Annotated in this window: 9 protein-coding genes and 2 pseudogenes; 4 read left to right on the top strand and 7 right to left on the bottom strand. The window is 60.6% G+C overall.

Annotated elements, in window-relative coordinates:
• Positions 1–45 precede the first annotated feature (45 nt).
• On the top strand, positions 46–1482 hold the full coding sequence (locus EYV96_RS02195; RefSeq protein ID WP_131149882.1) for a lipase family protein: 1437 nt from the start codon (positions 46–48) through the stop codon (positions 1480–1482).
• A gap of 4 nt (positions 1483–1486) precedes the next feature.
• On the opposite strand, the gene EYV96_RS02190 is transcribed toward EYV96_RS02195, so the two are convergent.
• Together EYV96_RS02190 and EYV96_RS02185 are read right to left on the bottom strand one after the other, a co-directional pair.
• Positions 1487–3793: a heavy metal translocating P-type ATPase gene (locus EYV96_RS02190; protein ID WP_276320316.1), complete on the bottom strand. Its 2307-nt coding sequence runs from the start codon at positions 3791–3793 to the stop codon at positions 1487–1489.
• Positions 3794–3942: 149 nt separating this feature from the next.
• Positions 3943–4368, bottom strand: a complete 426-nt coding sequence (locus EYV96_RS02185; protein ID WP_131149880.1) for a heavy metal-responsive transcriptional regulator — start codon at positions 4366–4368, stop codon at positions 3943–3945.
• Between the two features lie 475 nt (positions 4369–4843).
• On the opposite strand from EYV96_RS02185, the gene EYV96_RS02180 reads away from it, so the two are divergent.
• Entirely contained in the window at positions 4844–5521 is a 678-nt protein-coding gene (locus tag EYV96_RS02180) for a hypothetical protein (protein ID WP_131149879.1), read from the top strand.
• A 1351-nt stretch (positions 5522–6872) separates the two neighbouring features.
• Here the strand turns inward: EYV96_RS02180 and EYV96_RS02175 are convergent.
• Positions 6873–7604, bottom strand: a pseudogene (locus EYV96_RS02175) (HlyD family type I secretion periplasmic adaptor subunit); the annotation flags it as partial.
• Positions 7600–7980, bottom strand: a pseudogene (locus tag EYV96_RS02170) (ATP-binding cassette domain-containing protein); the annotation flags it as partial. The pseudogenes EYV96_RS02170 and EYV96_RS02175, both read right to left, overlap by 5 nt.
• 959 nt (positions 7981–8939) lie before the next feature.
• Between EYV96_RS02170 and EYV96_RS02165 the strand changes: the two are divergent.
• Positions 8940–11999, top strand: coding sequence for an autotransporter outer membrane beta-barrel domain-containing protein (locus EYV96_RS02165; RefSeq protein ID WP_165488561.1), 3060 nt, complete (start codon positions 8940–8942; stop codon positions 11997–11999).
• A 70-nt stretch (positions 12000–12069) separates the two neighbouring features.
• Here EYV96_RS02165 and EYV96_RS02160 read toward each other — a convergent pair whose 3' ends face one another.
• The 3 genes from EYV96_RS02160 to EYV96_RS02150 form a co-directional block, all read right to left on the bottom strand.
• The gene (locus tag EYV96_RS02160) at positions 12070–13245 is read right to left on the bottom strand and encodes a helix-turn-helix transcriptional regulator (protein WP_131149876.1); all 1176 of its coding nucleotides are present in this window, start codon (positions 13243–13245) and stop codon (positions 12070–12072) included.
• Between the two features lie 626 nt (positions 13246–13871).
• Entirely contained in the window at positions 13872–14276 is a 405-nt protein-coding gene (locus tag EYV96_RS19060; RefSeq protein ID WP_165488560.1) for a pyridoxamine 5'-phosphate oxidase family protein, read from the bottom strand.
• A gap of 105 nt (positions 14277–14381) precedes the next feature.
• Positions 14382–14768 (bottom strand): hypothetical protein, encoded by a 387-nt coding sequence (locus tag EYV96_RS02150; protein ID WP_131149874.1) that lies wholly within the window; start codon positions 14766–14768, stop codon positions 14382–14384.
• Between the two features lie 337 nt (positions 14769–15105).
• Between EYV96_RS02150 and EYV96_RS02145 the strand changes: the two genes are divergently transcribed.
• Entirely contained in the window at positions 15106–15669 is a 564-nt protein-coding gene (locus EYV96_RS02145) for an OmpA/MotB family protein (protein WP_131149873.1), read from the top strand.
• Positions 15670–15802: the final 133 nt, after the last annotated feature.

Here is a 15802-nt window from a genome sequence, read left to right as displayed (position 1 = left end):
TCAGGTCTTTCATGGATACTCGACCCACTGACACGGAGTCGAGCCATGACGAGCCTGGTATTCGTACACGGCTGGAGCGTGACCAACACCTCCACCTACGGCGCACTTCCTCAGCGCCTGCAACAGCAAGCGTCTGCCACTGGCATGCCGATCAGCATCGCCAATATCTGGCTGTCCGAGTACGTCAGCTTCAACGACGCCGTCACGATGGGGGACCTGGTCCGCGCCTTTGATCACGCCCTGCGCGACCTGCATCTCACCGACGCCAGCTTTGCCTGCATCACCCACTCCACTGGCGGGCCGTTGGTGCGCGAATGGCTGCGCGCGCAACGGGAATTCCCGAACACCCACAGCACCATCCGGCTGAGCCACCTGGTCATGCTGGCACCGGCCAACTTCGGCTCGGCCCTGGCCCAGCTGGGCAAGAACTTCCTCGGGCGCGCCAATGCATGGTTCAACGGCGTGGATCCCGGCAAACGCATTCTCGACTGGCTCGAACTGGGCAGCAGCGCATCGCTGTCGCTCAATATCGATCACATTCATGGAAATGACCCGGCGACGCGCAACCAGTTCCTCTTCGTGCTGACCGGCGATCGCCCGGACCGCAAGCTCTACGACCACCTCAACAGTTACACCGGCGAAGACGGCTCCGATGGCGTCGTGCGCATGGCCGCTGCCAATCTCAATGCCACGCACGCCGTGCTGACACGTAGCGCCACCACCACGCGCGGCGACACGCTTGAACCCAATGTGACACACGCACCCCGCAGTGCATTCAAGCTCATTCCCGGTGCCGCGCATTCCGGTGACGAGCACGGCATCATGGCCGCCGCCCAGGACGCCGTCATCGAAGCGACGCTGCGCTGCCTGGCCATACGGGACAGTGCCGCCTATGCGCGACTCTGTGACGCGTTCGACCAGGAGAACGCGGCGCGCGACGCCAACAAGGTCGAGCTGGAAAGTGTCGGACCTTTCCCGGCGCGCGTGCACATTCACGACCCACGCAGCCTGCTGATCGTGCGACTGGCCGACGATGCCGGCGAAGCCCTTCAAAACGCACGCTTCCTGCTGGCCGCCGGCAATCCACCCAATCCCGACTGGATGCCCGAAGGCTTCATGCTCGATCGACAGGCAAACAAGCTCGCGCCCAACGTCATCTCGTTCTTTCTGAATTACGCGCTGCTTGCCGGCGATGATCGGGTTGCCGATCCCAGGTCACCCCGACGCAACCTGCGCGCCGCCGTCGCATCCCATCGCCCCTACACCGCCAGCATCCAGCCCATCGATCTGGATGGTCTGGTCCATCACGCGCTCGCCGCGATGTCGCCGGCGGACGATCTGCTCGACGCCCTGCGGCCGCATCAGACCACCGTGCTCGACGTCGTGCTTCCGCGCAAAGTGCACGAAGGCGTATTCCGCCTCACCCAGAACCTCGCACCGCACGACTTCGCGCCTACGGTGCCAGGCCCGGTCATTCCCTGAGGGATCAGTCGAGCGGAACGCGATTCAGGCGCAGCGCGTTGGTCACCACCGACACCGACGACAGGCTCATGGCCAGTGCCGCAATCATCGGCGACAGCGTGATGCCCAGCACGGGGTAAAGGACACCTGCCGCGAGCGGCACGCCCAACGCGTTGTAGATGAAGGCGAAGAAAAGATTCTGGCGAATATTGCCGACCGTGGCCCGCGACAAGGTACGTGCACGCACCAGCGCCGTGAGCTCGCCCTTGACCAGGGTCACCTGAGCACTTTCCATCGCCACGTCCGTGCCACCACCCATGGCGATGCCAATATCCGCGGCGGCGAGCGCCGGCGCATCATTGATGCCATCACCGGCCATCGCGACGCGATGACCCGCCGCACGAAGTTCGTTGACGACGGCGGCCTTGTCCGCCGGCGACACGTCCGCGCGCACCTCATCAATACCCAGTGTGCGTGCTACGGCCGCGGCGGTCACGGCGTTGTCGCCCGTCACCATGACCACGCGCAGTCCGGCGCGATGCAGCGCTTCGATCGCCCGAGGCGTCGTCTCCTTGATGCGGTCGGCCACCGCCATCAGGCCAGCGAGCTTTCCGTCCACGGCAAGGAACATCACCGTCGAGCCGTTCTTGCGCAATTCATCCGCCTGCGCTGCGGCAGCGTCGTTGACGGTGACGTGCAGCGATTCCATCAGGCGCAAGTTGCCCAGGGCCAGGCCACGACCTTCGACACGACCGCCCACGCCGCCGCCCGTCAAGGTGCCAAACTCGGCGATATCCGGCACGCGCACATCGCGCTCTTTCGCGCCGGCAAGAATCGCGCGAGCCAGCGGATGTTCGCTCGGCTTCTCCAGTGCCGCCGCCCATGCCAGCAGCTCGGCCTGCGTATAGACTGCATCGAGCACCACCACGTCGCGCAGTGACGGCTTGCCTTCGGTCAGCGTGCCTGTTTTGTCGACCAGCAAGGTATCTACATCACGCAAGCCCTCGATGGCACCGGCATCCTTGAACAGCACGCCATGACGCGCGCCGCGGCCGCTCGCGACCATGATGGAGATCGGGGTCGCCAGGCCGAGCGCACAGGGACAGGCAATGATCAGCACGGACACCAGTGCAATCAGCGCATGCGCCATGCGCGGCTCGGGCCCGATCACTGCCCAGGCCATGAATGCGAGCACGCTGGCTGCAACCACAGCGGGGACGAACCACGCCGCCACGCGATCGGCCACGCGTTGCAAGGGCGCCTTGCTGCGTTGTGCCTGCGCCACGAGGTTCACGATTTGGGCCAGCATGGTTTGCGCGCCAACCTTCTCGGCACGCATCATCAGCGCGCCATCCTGGTTGACGGTGCCACCGGTCACGGTGTCACCCTTCAGCTTCTCCACCGGCAATGGTTCGCCGGTGAGCATCGATTCGTCGACGTGGCTGCGTCCTTCCAGCACGATGCCATCCACAGGCACCTTTTCGCCCGGACGGACACGCAGCACATCGCCTTCGTGCACTTCGTCGAGCGAAACGTCGACTTCCTCGCCATGGGCCTCGACGCGACGCGCCGTCTTGGGGGCAAGCCCCAGCAAGGCCTTCAGGGCCGCACCCGTCCGGCGACGCGCACGCAACTCAAGGAAATCACCGAGCATCACCAGCGTGACGATCACCGCAGCCGATTCAAAATAGACGTCCACGCGACCGTGCGCGTTCCGGAATGCCTCCGGGAACATACCTGGCAGGAAGAACGCCACCATGCTGTAAATCCATGCCACGCCGGTACCCAGCGCGATCAGGGTGTACATGTTCGGCGACCACGGCTTCAGCGATTGCCAGCCGCGCTTGAAGAAGCTTGCGCCACCCCACAGGACGACGACCGTCGACAAGGCCATTTCGGTCCACGCCGCCACCTCGCCCCACGGCGAAGGGAGATGCCAGCCGAACAAGTGCGGCCCCATCGCCAGGAGGAATACCGGCAGCGTCAACGCCACGAGCGTCCAGAATCGCCGCGACATCTGCGTCACTTCGTGCCCGTCGTCCTCGTCAAGCGTGGGCATCATTGGCTCGAGCGCCATGCCGCACTTCGGGCAATGTCCCGGGCCAACCTGCTGGATCTCGGGATGCATCGGGCATGTGTAGATCGCGCCCGGGATCACGGGCTCAGGCTCGGCCGGTTGCAGGTACTTCTGCGGATCGGCGACGAACTTGTCGTGGCAACGCGCCGCGCAGAAGTAATAGGTCTGTCCATCATGATCGGCCTGGAACTTCGCCTTGGCCGGATCCACGGTCATCCCGCACACGGGGTCCTTGACGGTGTTCGCGTGATGCATGGCGTGATCGTGAAGCGCGTGATGATCGTGCCCGTGATGGTGATGGGCGTGATGCTCATCGCCGTGTGGCGATGGCGTGGTACCCGCCACCGTGGTCGGAGCGGCCTCGTCCCTGGATGCCGAACTGCAGCAAGCGTGCTTCTCCGTGCTCATGCCTGCGACTCCTCATCGACCAGCGCGCGCAGGATCGGGCACTGGTCCGGCGAACCATGTCCCGGACAGGCATCGATCAATTGTTCCAGCCCGTTGCGCACGCGCGTCAGCTCGGCAATGCGCTCGTCAATGGCAGCCAGGCGGTCCTGGGCCCGCTGCTTCACGGCCTTCACGCCCAGACTCCGGTCAGCGGACAGCGCCAGCAAATCCCGAATCTCTTCCAGCGTGAAACCAAGGTCCTTCGCGCGACGGATGAAGCGCAGCTGGCGGACCGCGCTCTCGTCGTAGCTGCGATAACCCGAAGCCCGCCGCAGCGGCTCCGGCAGCAGCCCTTCGCGCTCATAGAAGCGGATCGTGTCGATACCCACGCCGACGCGCTTGGCGACGGCACCAATAGTCAGGGAGGCGGAGGTTGTGTTCATGGGGCATAGTCTAGACCTTTGATCAAGGTCCAGGGTCAAGCCCTTTCCTTCCGCCCCACCTGTTGTCGACATCCCTTAACTCTGGCACTGACGCCCCTAACCTTGGCACTAGCCCCTAACGCTGGCACTGGGCGGCCCTATTACGCCCGTCGCGGGCTGCGGCGAACCAGAACACCCAAATGAGGCTCAGTGCGGGTTGGCTCGTGCGCAGGCATGAAACCGATAGATGACTTCAAGCGATACTTACAACGCATCATCGAACTTCAGCAAGTGATCACTCGCGATGGAACCAAGGGTCGAAGATCGGCTCACTCCACGACATTTGCACTGGATGCCCCACCGAATGACACACCCCAACCCACCAAACGCAGCCCCCACTACCGATTCTGCAGCCCCATCACCGCCGCCGAGCATGCTGCCTCCTCCGACCACCACTTCCTCGCAAACAGGATGGATACGATCGGACAAAATCTCCGTGGCAGCACTTATGGCTGCGGTCTTCAGCCTTTTCGTGGCTATCGCAAGCTTTGTCGAAACACATATCGCAGGACAGACGAGCGAAAAAGCGCTCGCCCTGGCCAAAGCCGCGGATGACAGAAGCAAAAATGCGGACGAAGCGTTGTTCCTGGCCACGGTTCTGCTAATCAAAGAGCGTCTAAACGAGATAGTAGATTCGACCAAAGACGCCGACTGGCGATTGAAGAGCATCGGATTGCGATCGCCCGACGCACTCATGATTCAGCCGAACAAGCGCGGCCTTGCCTTCATTCAACACCTAAGCGGTCGCATCGCATCAGCCGATCTATCCGCCGATCAGATCGCTTATTTAGCGAAAGGACCTTCGGACATCGCCGCTACGGTGGCACAGTGCATTCAAATGCGAAATCAATTGGTGGCGGACCTCAATGGGTACAAGAATGTGACTGCCGAGCGCATGACTGCCGAACAGCGAGTGACGTTCCCCATCTTGCCGAACCGAATCAGGCGTGTCAGCGACGCCTGCTCGACAGCGACGGGCAAACTATCAACACTGGTCCCGATCCAATTCAAGGACCACGTCATTCGAGGCACAGTGGCGGAGCTGGCTAACGCACAGGCTGAGGCGATAGAAATGAGGCACACAGCAACCGCGGCGAAGGCCACTAAGCCTTAGGATTGGTCATATCACCAACTACTGCCAAGTCACGACCTTCGACCGGCCGGGCGCAGTCCACCGAGTGCTCGCCTAAGAGAGAAAAGAACCTTGTCAGAACCCTTTGTCAATGCTGATTGCGCAGCTTATCCGGTGGATATCTGCGTGCCTACCTGAGCGATGTACTTGAATTCTCCGAGAGCATCGATCATGCCGTCGACTTCGCCATGCCACCTCGACCTGAGCTCCGCATTCCGATGACGCTCACAGGCGCTCTGGCAGGAATCACTACGGCCTCCATAACATCCGTTCCAAATGAATGGCCGGCCTTCGTGGCCGAGGGCTCGTCAAGGCGTGTTTAGCGCAATTGGCCAGCACCCGTTACGGCGCTGGATGATCTTCAGGTACCAATTCGGTAGCGCGAAGTGGCCTGAAGCCATCCCATCCGAGTGCCGCGGACAGCTTGAGTCAGATATCAATTCGGCTCTAGCGTGCCCAATACAACAAGGTCCCAACTTGCCAAGGAATGTCTCTGTTCCGCACTTGCAGGATGCCGTCAGTAATTCCGAGGGTTTCTTCGTCGTCCTATAACAAGCTCCGGGAGTTTTATTTACGTCCTCGCCACCATTTCGACAGGACAGGCCAGAAAGCCGTAATGGCGCCTCCGATCAAGACCGCGAGCGTAAACAACGTTTCCCAGCGAGACGGCGGATTGAGGCTATTCCATCGCAGATGAGACAGTACGATGCAGCCACTCAAGATGTCTAATGGCATCTGTGATATTACCCTCGACGACTTAAGCCCGGCTATTGGTTCCGGAGCGCCACATACGTGGGCGCTCCGGAACGACCACTTAGATGGTGTTGTGTACACCGTGTTCGTTGGCGAGCGGTACTTTGACGGGCATGGTCAACGAGGCGTATCCCAAGTCAACTGCATGATGGTTCAGCTTCCTTGAGGATTGAGTCAACCGCCCTTTTTTAGGGCTTTCCAGATGCAGGTACACGCCAGAAAGGCAACCATTACCATGCCTGTCGTTTGCGCAGAGACGGCCAGCCAGAACCACAGTGGATGTTCATCCCGATGAAACAGGAGATTTCCACCGCCTCGGGTTCCGGCAACAACATCACCTACTTCAAGTGCGTATATGAGTCCGAGGCTTCCTCTATACACTGCGCGCGCGAATGCGATCCCTACAAGGAACCAAGCGACGCGAGCAGCCCCATTCCTGGCACCGTCAGTGAGTCCCTTATTGAACATTGCTATCGCGATACCGCCGCATAGCGATCCGACCGCGGCGAAATCAATTGCTGTCATCGTTGCCATGCTTCCCATCTCCCCGTTTCTATTCTGGCGAGAAATGACCGTGGTATCATCGCTCGCGCATTGCCTCGCTTCGCATCTGAGTTAGTGGCGATAGGATGTAGTCAATCACACGACGCTTGTCGGTCTTGATCTCAACCGATAGCGTCATGCCGGGTGTCAAATCAACTAGCGATCCGTCTACAGCGATCGAGTTTTTCTCAATAGCCACCCGCGCCAAATAGATCAATCCAAGCTTCTCGTCTTGAATTGCATCGTGCGAAACGCTTTCAACTCGACCTTCTACCTGGCCATATCGGGTATAAGGAAAGCTGTCGATCTTAACGGCCGCCTCCTGGCCTGGCCGGATGAAGCCGATATCCTTGTTCAGGATGGTTACCTCGACCTCCAGAGGTTCATCATCTGGTACGACCGAAAGGATCGGTTGCGCAGGCGTGACTACACCGCCAATAGTGTGCACAACGAGCTGTTGGACGGTGCCGTTAGCTGGAGCGCGGAGCTCCATCTGAGCGTTGCGCTGCCTGGTCTTTGCGACCTCAGGTTCGTATTGTGCGATTTGCTCTCGCGCTTGACGCAGTTCATCTAAAGTCTGTCGTCGAAGATCGGCGACAGATAATGCCAATTCCTCACGTGCCCCCGTGATCGCGGATCTCAGTTCCTGTGCCTTGCTGCGCTGCGCGGCTAGGTCACGTTCCGCATTGATGCGTTCTTGCTTGCGGAGAAGGTATTCCTGCCGCGGCACATAGTTCTTGTCCAAGAGTGCTTCGTAGTCGGACACCCGATAGACTTGCACCATGTTCGCCCACCGTAGTGTCATAGCCCTGCGGAAGATCAACTATGAAGTCGTGCGCGCCCGCCAGCCGTGCAGCTTGTATGACGCGATCCATTGGCATGCCTGGATCGCCAATCGCGATGTTATCTCGCACACTTCGGTTAAAGAGAAAGTTCTCCTGGAGAACGACACCCAGTTGGCGCCGAAGCCAAGCGGGGTCCGCCAGCGCCAGGTCATGTCCATCAATCAGGACGCGCCCACGTTCTGGCACGTATAGGCGCTGCACCAATTTCGTCAGGGTGCTCTTACCTGAACCAGAGCGCCCAACGATGCCGATGACCTCGCCGGGCTGCACGTCGAAGTCGATGTCTGAGAGTACTTCTGCCGTACCGGCCGGTGATTGAGCCCCGACTACACGCCATTTGACCAACCCCTTTCGACATCCTTGTCGAGAACGGGAGGCGCAGCTAATTGCGCCTAGCGCTTTCTCTTACGATTAGTCTGCCAGCCAGCTACGGCGAATCGCAAGGTATACGCAAGGGACTGAGATCACAAAATCTGGGTAGTCCGTGCATCTGATTGCCCAATCTAAGCATTTGCTAAGTTTTCAAGAGGTGGCTGGGGGTCCCTTGCCAGAGGCCATCCCTGCCGACGTCGCAGGATCTTCACAGTGGGAATCCTCAGTCGCAAATGCCTCGTCTGGCCTCATACCGCTGGACCAGGTCGCCGGCAAAGCCCTCACCAAGGCCGTCGCGGACGCGGGAAGCTGCCCGCGCGCCTAATCAGATTGCACCTAAGGAGATTGGGGAGCACAACGATGCCTGAATTGGCCATTAGCGCTGACGCTAGGCGGCTATTCGCTCCTAGCGCTGACACTCAAGCACCGCAGTCACGTCCCCCAGCAAGAACAATCAGGCTATTTCAAACAACTGCGCCCAGTGACAGGGTTAGGGGATGACGACACCTGCCGAGCGTTCTTAACCTTGGCAGGGAAGCCCATGACTTGGGCGCTCGCCTTGACGTTGGCACGGCGCGAAAAAGCGCCTGTGACACCGATGGCCGTTTGGATCCGGGCCCCCACCCAGCCAACGGACTGCAAGGCACTCACAGCCAAGAGGGGCTAACACACTGCTGTGTGTATCGCGCCACCCGCCTGGCCCACTCATCGTGAAACAAATGCGTCTGTGGTGGCCATGTCTCCCTCATTTGAGGGAGGCGGTGGCATCCGCAACTGCTGATAGTTCCCGGCAACGAGCGTTCCGGGTCCGAAGCGTCGAGCTGTTCGCTCAGCTTCAAGGACCCCGGGATGGACAGAGGCGATCCGCCCTATCGTGGGGAACAACGATGAAGATACCTGCGGCGAAACTGTTGTGCCGTGCCCGGGCCGACCGAATCAGGACTGCACATCATCAGCCCTTGGCCATCGCCATTGGCCTGGTCCTGCTGCTGGGTGATGCCCGCATGGCCGCGGCGCAGACGGCACAATGGACGGGTGGTGTCTCTTCCGACTGGCATGAGCCGAGGAACTGGACGATTCCTCCGGGAGCCACGCTTGGCACCGATATTGATCGGTCCACCCCAAACATCGCCCGCATCGCTGGCAACGACGCCATCGGCTGGCTGATCGTGGGCAATTCTGGCAGCGGCGAACTGGATGTCACCCCAGGTGGGACGCTGCAAGTCGTCGGTGCCGAGCCAAGCGTCGGATTTGGCATGATCCTTGGTGTCTCAAAGAGCAGTTCCGGACGCGTGGCGTTAGACGGTGCGGGGGCCTCCCTATCGGTGAACGCCAATGCATTGATTGGTTACGCGGGACAAGGCTCGCTATCCATCACCAACGGCGCCACGGTCGAACTGGGAATCGCCAGTCCCGGTAGCGAACTTCTTGTCGGTTTCGGACTTGGAGGCAGGAGCGGCTGGAATGGCCAGAGCGATGTCAGCGGCGGCACCGGTGCGATCAGCGTATCCGGCGCAAATTCGACGCTCAGCTATGGAGGTGGGCTCAATTTGCTCAATGGCACCGTTGACGTTCGCGACGGCGGGCAGCTGATCAATCGTGCCCGCCCGGCGGAAGGCGTCGGTTACTTCGATAGCGTCATTGGCGTCGCCATGGCGGCAGACGCCAGGCGTGGTCAGGCCGAGTTGAACGGCCAGGGCTCGGTAACTGTTTCGGGAGCCGGATCCACCTGGTACAGCGACAACGGCTTGGAGATAGGGCGTGGCGGCAAAGGGGTGTTGAGTATCCTGGACGCTGGCACCGCCCGTTTTACGGGAAATACCTTCCTGGTTGGAAGTTCAAACGGCAGCAAGGTCGGCACGGGGACGGTTCTTGTATCAGGGGTCGGCTCCCTACTCGAGATCGGCTCGGGCGCCGTGAACAAAACCGTTCTTGTCGTCGGCCAGGGAAACAACGATCTGCTGGAGATTGCCAAGGGCGGCACGATGACGGTCACGGGATCCGGAACCGTCACGGGCAAGTCATCCGGGTCGGGTGGAACGGTGGCGGTACATGACGCCGACTCCCACTTGCAGGTTGCCGGCACGATGACAGCGACGAATGGCGGCACCCTGCAAGTCGCGGATGAGGGCCAGGTGATTGTCTCGGGCGGAATGACGCTGGGCGAGCTTGGCAGCATCGTCATTGGCAACCCGTCAGGCGCGGCACTCACCTCGACGCCGGGCTTGCTGAGTACGCCGACGCTGGTGTTCAGCGCCCCCACCAGCCGCCTGGCGTTCAACCACACGGCCGGTACTTACGATTTTGCGTCGGCCATGAGTGGCAACGGCACGATGGATGTCGACGCGGGATTCACTCGACTCACGGCGGACAGCCGCCTCTTCATTGGCGTTACCACCGTCCGGAATGGCGCAACCCTCTGTGTCGATGGTGCATTGGGAGGCGTCATCAACGTCGGGCAAGGTGGCACCCTGGCCTGCTCCGGTAGCGTCGGCACCGTCATCGCGGCGGGCGCTATCGCGCCTGGGCATTCGCCGGGCACTTTGCACGTCGATGGTGACCTCACCATGCAATCCGGGTCGACCTACGAGGCTGAAATCGATCCCGGCCGGGGCCTGCACGACAGCATCACGGTCGGCGGCAATGTCGTGATCGAGCCGGGCGCGACGTTGCAGGTAATCCCTATCGGCACCGCAGGCCTCACCCCGGGAACGCAGCTCCAACTTTTGCAGGTCGCCGGAACGACAAGCGGCCAGTTTGACGCCGTCGACGGCAGCATCACCCCTTTTCTTGGATATGGGTTGACCTATGGCAATGGCGGCATCCTGCTCACGGTACAACGCAATGACCTCACGTTCGCCAGCTTTGGCAGCAATGCCAATCAACGATCTGTCGGTGCTGCGTTGGATAGCCTGCCCGCCGACAGTGCGCTCATCACCGACTTGACCAATCAGCTGACAAATACCGCCCTGGTGGGTGGCGCGTTGGCATCACTGGCAGGCGACTTTCATCCCAGCGTGCGCACCGCACTGGTCGAAGACAGCTACTACGTCCGGCAAACCGTCAATGATCACCTGGCGGGCTCCTTGAACTCCGTCAATGGTCAAAGTGCCCATGGCGGTGACACGTTTTCCACTTGGATCGGTGCGTGGGGCCATCGCGGTGACCACGACGCCACCGCGCAACACCAGCAACTGCGAGCAAGCGGCAGCGGCTTTCTGGTGGGAGCGGACATGACGTTAGGTAGCACCCTGCTTCTGGGGGCGTTGGCGGGAGGTAGCCGAAACAACATTCACATGAATGACCCGTCTGCATCCACTGACGTCACGGCAACCCACTTTGGCATTTACGGCAGTACAAGCGTGAGTGCCTTTCGGTTTCGGGCTGCAGCGATATACGCCTGGGAACGACTGGATAGCCAGCGAACGGTGACCATCGGAAGTCTGTCGAGCGAACCCAGCGGGCGATATCACGCAAATCTCGCCCAAGGCTATATCGAGGCCAGCCATGTGACCGAGCTGCCACGGGGCATACTGGAGCCCGCGCTCAGCCTGGCGCAGGTGCGTGTGCATACCGACGCCATCCACGAGCGCGGTTCGAATGCAGCACTGAATGTGGATGCGGCTACGTCGCGGCAGACGTATGCGACGCTGGGCGTGCGAGGGCTTGCTGTACTCGGCGCCAAGGGTGAATTCGCGCTGGAGGGAAGTCTTGGATGGCAGCACGCCTGGGGCGATCACTTGCCGAAGGACACGATGCGCTTCCTGGATGGTGGAGATGCGTTCACTGTCACGGGCATGGCGGTGGCGAAAGATGCCATGGCCGTGTCGGCGGGCATCGATCTGGCGCTAACCTCCAACCTGATACTGAGCGGTGGCTATCGGGGTCAGTTTGCAGGTTCGGCAAAGGACCAATCGGTCAATCTGCTCCTGTCGCTTACCTTTTGAAGAAGCCATGCGATGGCGACAGCCATGAAAAAAGTCGGCAGACAGCGGACACCGGCAGAATCCACTTTCGCTAGACCTTGCTGGAAGGCGCCAAGGTAATGATCCGCTCGACAATCGCCAGCAGCTCGGCCTGGCCACTGGCTCCCGTTTTCGCAAACGCATGCTTCAGGTGAGTACGAACCGTGGAGGTTGCAACACCGAGTTCGGCAGCGGCGTCATCGACATCATGGTGTCGGCGCAAGGCGACAAGCACGCGCGCCTCCGCAGTGGTCAAACCGAGCCCGGTCCCAATCAGCTGCGCATTCCATTGGCCAGGATCGAAGCTGGCAAGAGGGCAAAGAAAAGCCACCAACCGAACCGCCGGACCAAAACAGGTAATCGAAGGCAGCGCGCACAAGTGAAGAAGCAAAGTCGGTCGCATGCCGTGATTCGATGCGGAAATGACCATGGTCAGCGTGTGGACACCGGCATCGGTGGCACACAGGGACTTCACGGCCTGATGAAAACGAAGCCTGTCACCATGGCAATCGAAAGACAGACTTCCCTTGCCTTCTCTCGCGACACCCATGTGGGACGAAACGATTTTTTCCGCTCTCTCGTTCGCCTTGAGCACCTTTCCATCCGTATCAAGCTGCATCATGCCAGCCGGCGTCATGTCCATGGCGGCCATCAGCGAACGGTTGCAGTCCCGAAGTTGGGCGGCGCCCTTGTAGATCATGAAGGCGTTGACGAGATGAGGCCTCATCGCTGCGACAAAACCCATCTCTTCCTTCGAAAACGGCCCTTCAGCGGGCGCACGATTGAATGATGCGACCACGACCCGTTCCGCTCCGGCATGCCACAGGCAAATGCCAAGGCCGTGACGAACATCCACTCGGCGCAGATAGTGCTGGTAGTAAGGCATGGCGAGGAGCTCTTTCTCACCCACCACTTCGTCACCGTCGCCGTAGCCACGGGTGATGAGCTTCTCAAGGCCTCGCTGCATCCACGTGTTTCCACCGCGCCACCGGCCTGCATAATCCTGGATGAGCGAGGCGATTTCAGGCGCACTTATCTCTCCAGTCACATCGACCCTGGATCTGCATTCAACAAAGTCGTCGAAGTGGACAGCGGAGATGTGGCTACGAAGATTGCCAGCCACCAAGTCCAGAATGTGGCAGAAGGACACATCCTCAGCGAGCGCGCCATACATGGCGCGCAAAATCGGCTCCAGTTCAGTACGTTTTCCACGAATCCGAGCATCCATGACGCTCCCCACCTTCGGCTTCGAGTGGCCCTACACGCAATCAATCTTTCGCCAGAGCCGCCGACCATTGCCATGGCATGCCGTGGCGTCTCGCCTTGCCTGCTTAACTTTCGCTCCTGAAAAGCACGATGGCCCGGCATTGGCCGGTAACAGCACGCTCTGCGTTTTCCGCCAGGAAACCGCAGGTAAATTCATGCGCGTTTGCGACACCACAGGGTTCGCCCGACATCACGAACGAAAGGGCCGCATGGTGCATGACGGTCCTCTTGGCAGAGTTCAATAACCAGGCAGGTACCTCGCAAGAGCTTGCGCGTTAACACCATGGTGAAACGCCCGGGTCGACGTGGCAATAATCCTCACGGCCGATCCGCCTGGGGTCCGGCAGCCATGATGGTGAAGATGCCTTCACATTTTCCGAGCCCCTGTGGGAACTGCCCGGATAGGGCATCGGCAACAAGGTGACCAACGCCAAGCGCGTGGTTCAGACCGCGACCCGATGTGCCAAGCCACGCGCGCGTAATGACTCTCCCGTTCCTGGCGCCCCCACCCGTAGGATCACCCCACTTGGCAAACGACGAAATCAACCACTCAATCAATCATCTTTACTCAGTGGCAGAGTTAAGGGACTACGACACGGCCGGCCAGCGAAACTCCCGGATCAGTGGGCCCTGATCGAAGTCCGAGTACCTCGCCCACCGCGGACTCACGCACCAGTGCGCCAGTTTTCCCGATGCGGCCCGCTCGCGCCCATCCGGCCAGACGGCGAAATAGACCGAACGCAGTTCATCCGTCCCGGCGTCATCGGGAGCCAGCCAGTGCGCTGTCCCCTGCAACTGGAGCGTCTGCTCGCCGGGCCCTTGAAGTACCACGGCGACACGAGGGTCCTTCAACAGGTTCGCGTGCTTGCGACCCCGAACGCCTGTATCGAAGATCACTTCGCAATTCGGCGAAACGGCAATGCCGACCAACGCCGCCTGCGGTTCCCCGTGCGGCCCAACAGAAGCAACCACACCCAGCCGCTGGCTCCGCATGTATGCAAGCAAAGCCGAATCATCGAACGCCATCGACGCAGTGCCCGTCGGGTGAGACGACGCACCATGCGCGGACTTTCATGATGGTTGCGTCAATCCTTTGGGCTATCGCATGCGCCAGACACGCACCAGCCCAACGACGGAGTTGGCGATAAAGCACGCCCAACCCAGTCCAACCAGCAGCTCCGACCGGGGCCAAACCCGCAACACCAGCAGCGAAGCTGCACCAAGACACACCATCAAAAACCCTGCGACGCAGAAGGCCTCCGTTGGGTAAAGCCACGTACTCGACAGCCATCGTGAATACGGAAACTGCACCAGGAGCGAAGCGAAACAGGCCGTCACTACGAACGCCAATCCGCCATTGAAACGGTAATGAGGGACGCAGGCGACGACGAACCATTCGATCATCACGGAAGCGGCCGCGATCACCAACACATGCAGAAGCAGCCTTCCGCCAAAGACGCCCCAAAATCCAAGCGTTCGCGTCATACGAGCCCCCTCACCCGACCTGATCGACCCTCTTCGCGTGATCGCAAGAACTCGCGCCCCAAGCTGCCGCACATAGTCTTGTCGTCCACCGCGCTCCCGGCCAGATCATAGGGCCTCGCCAGCTCGCGACATCACCATTACGAAGTAAAACTACTTACTCCGGCATCGAATTTTGCGGATGCGCGTGTAGCGGGATCGGAGCAGGCTGAGCCGGGCCGAATCTGCTGACCCTATAGAACTGCCGCACAGGCGTAAGCGTCACGCAAGCGTTGCCGCGCCTCGCCAAACCGGCTCAAGCCACGACCGAATCCGACATCTCTGTGCGAGGGGAATACCCATGATCAAGCTCCCGACCGTGTGCATCCTGGTGGCCGCTGTACTGATGGGCGGCTGCGTTTCCCAGAAGACCTATGACGAATCGCAGCAAAAGAATGCCGAACTCGAAGCACAGTACAAGCAGTTGAATGAAGCCATGGGTGCGGAAGTAGCCTCGCGCGACATGAGCATTTCGCGTATGCAGGACGCGATCAAGGTGTCGCTCAATGAGCAACTCCTCTTCCCGTCCGGTGGCTGGGAGATGTCGGACAACGCCAAGCGCAGCATCGCCAAGATTGCTGCCATCCTGGCGCCGCATCAAAAGAACAAGATCAACGTGAACGGTTACACCGACAGCACGCCGATCGGCCCTGGCCTGGCCAAGCAGGGCGTTACCACCAACCAGATCCTCTCGCAGAAGCGCGCGGAAAACGTCATGCAGTACATGATCTCGCAGGGCGTCAAGCCGTCGATGGTGTCGGCGCAGGGCTTTGGTGAGCAGAGCCCGGTAGCGTCGAACGACACCGCGGATGGCCGCTCGCAGAATCGTCGCGTCGAGCTGACGGTAGCCACTCCGGGCGCATAAGCGTTTCCAGGGGCGCGCATGCTTCATGCGCGCCCTTGCCATCGATGACATAAAGAGAAAGCGCGCGTGAGCGCGCTTTTTTGTGGCTTCAGTCCAGGCCCCGCTGCGCAGGGGTGACCCTGCGCGCGCTCCG

Origin of the sequence: Dyella terrae (assembly GCF_004322705.1) — a bacterium.
Taxonomy (GTDB): domain Bacteria; phylum Pseudomonadota; class Gammaproteobacteria; order Xanthomonadales; family Rhodanobacteraceae; genus Dyella_D; species Dyella_D terrae.
Note: the sequence above shows the minus strand (reverse complement) of the source record. Positions and strands in the feature narration are given on the sequence as shown.

Bases quoted from the DNA above. Each gene is read 5' to 3' on its own strand.
- EYV96_RS02195 (WP_131149882.1), top strand. From the start codon at position 46: ATGACGAGCCTGGTATTCGTACACGGCTGGAGCGTGACCAACACCTCC.
- EYV96_RS02190 (WP_276320316.1), bottom strand. From the start codon at position 3,793: ATGCATCACGCGAACACCGTCAAGGACCCCGTGTGCGGGATGACCGTG.
- EYV96_RS02185 (WP_131149880.1), bottom strand. From the start codon at position 4,368: ATGAACACAACCTCCGCCTCCCTGACTATTGGTGCCGTCGCCAAGCGC.
- EYV96_RS02165 (WP_165488561.1), top strand. From the start codon at position 8,940: ATGAAGATACCTGCGGCGAAACTGTTGTGCCGTGCCCGGGCCGACCGA.
- EYV96_RS02160 (WP_131149876.1), bottom strand. From the start codon at position 13,245: ATGGATGCTCGGATTCGTGGAAAACGTACTGAACTGGAGCCGATTTTG.
- EYV96_RS19060 (WP_165488560.1), bottom strand. From the start codon at position 14,276: ATGCGGAGCCAGCGGCTGGGTGTGGTTGCTTCTGTTGGGCCGCACGGG.
- EYV96_RS02150 (WP_131149874.1), bottom strand. From the start codon at position 14,768: ATGACGCGAACGCTTGGATTTTGGGGCGTCTTTGGCGGAAGGCTGCTT.
- EYV96_RS02145 (WP_131149873.1), top strand. From the start codon at position 15,106: ATGATCAAGCTCCCGACCGTGTGCATCCTGGTGGCCGCTGTACTGATG.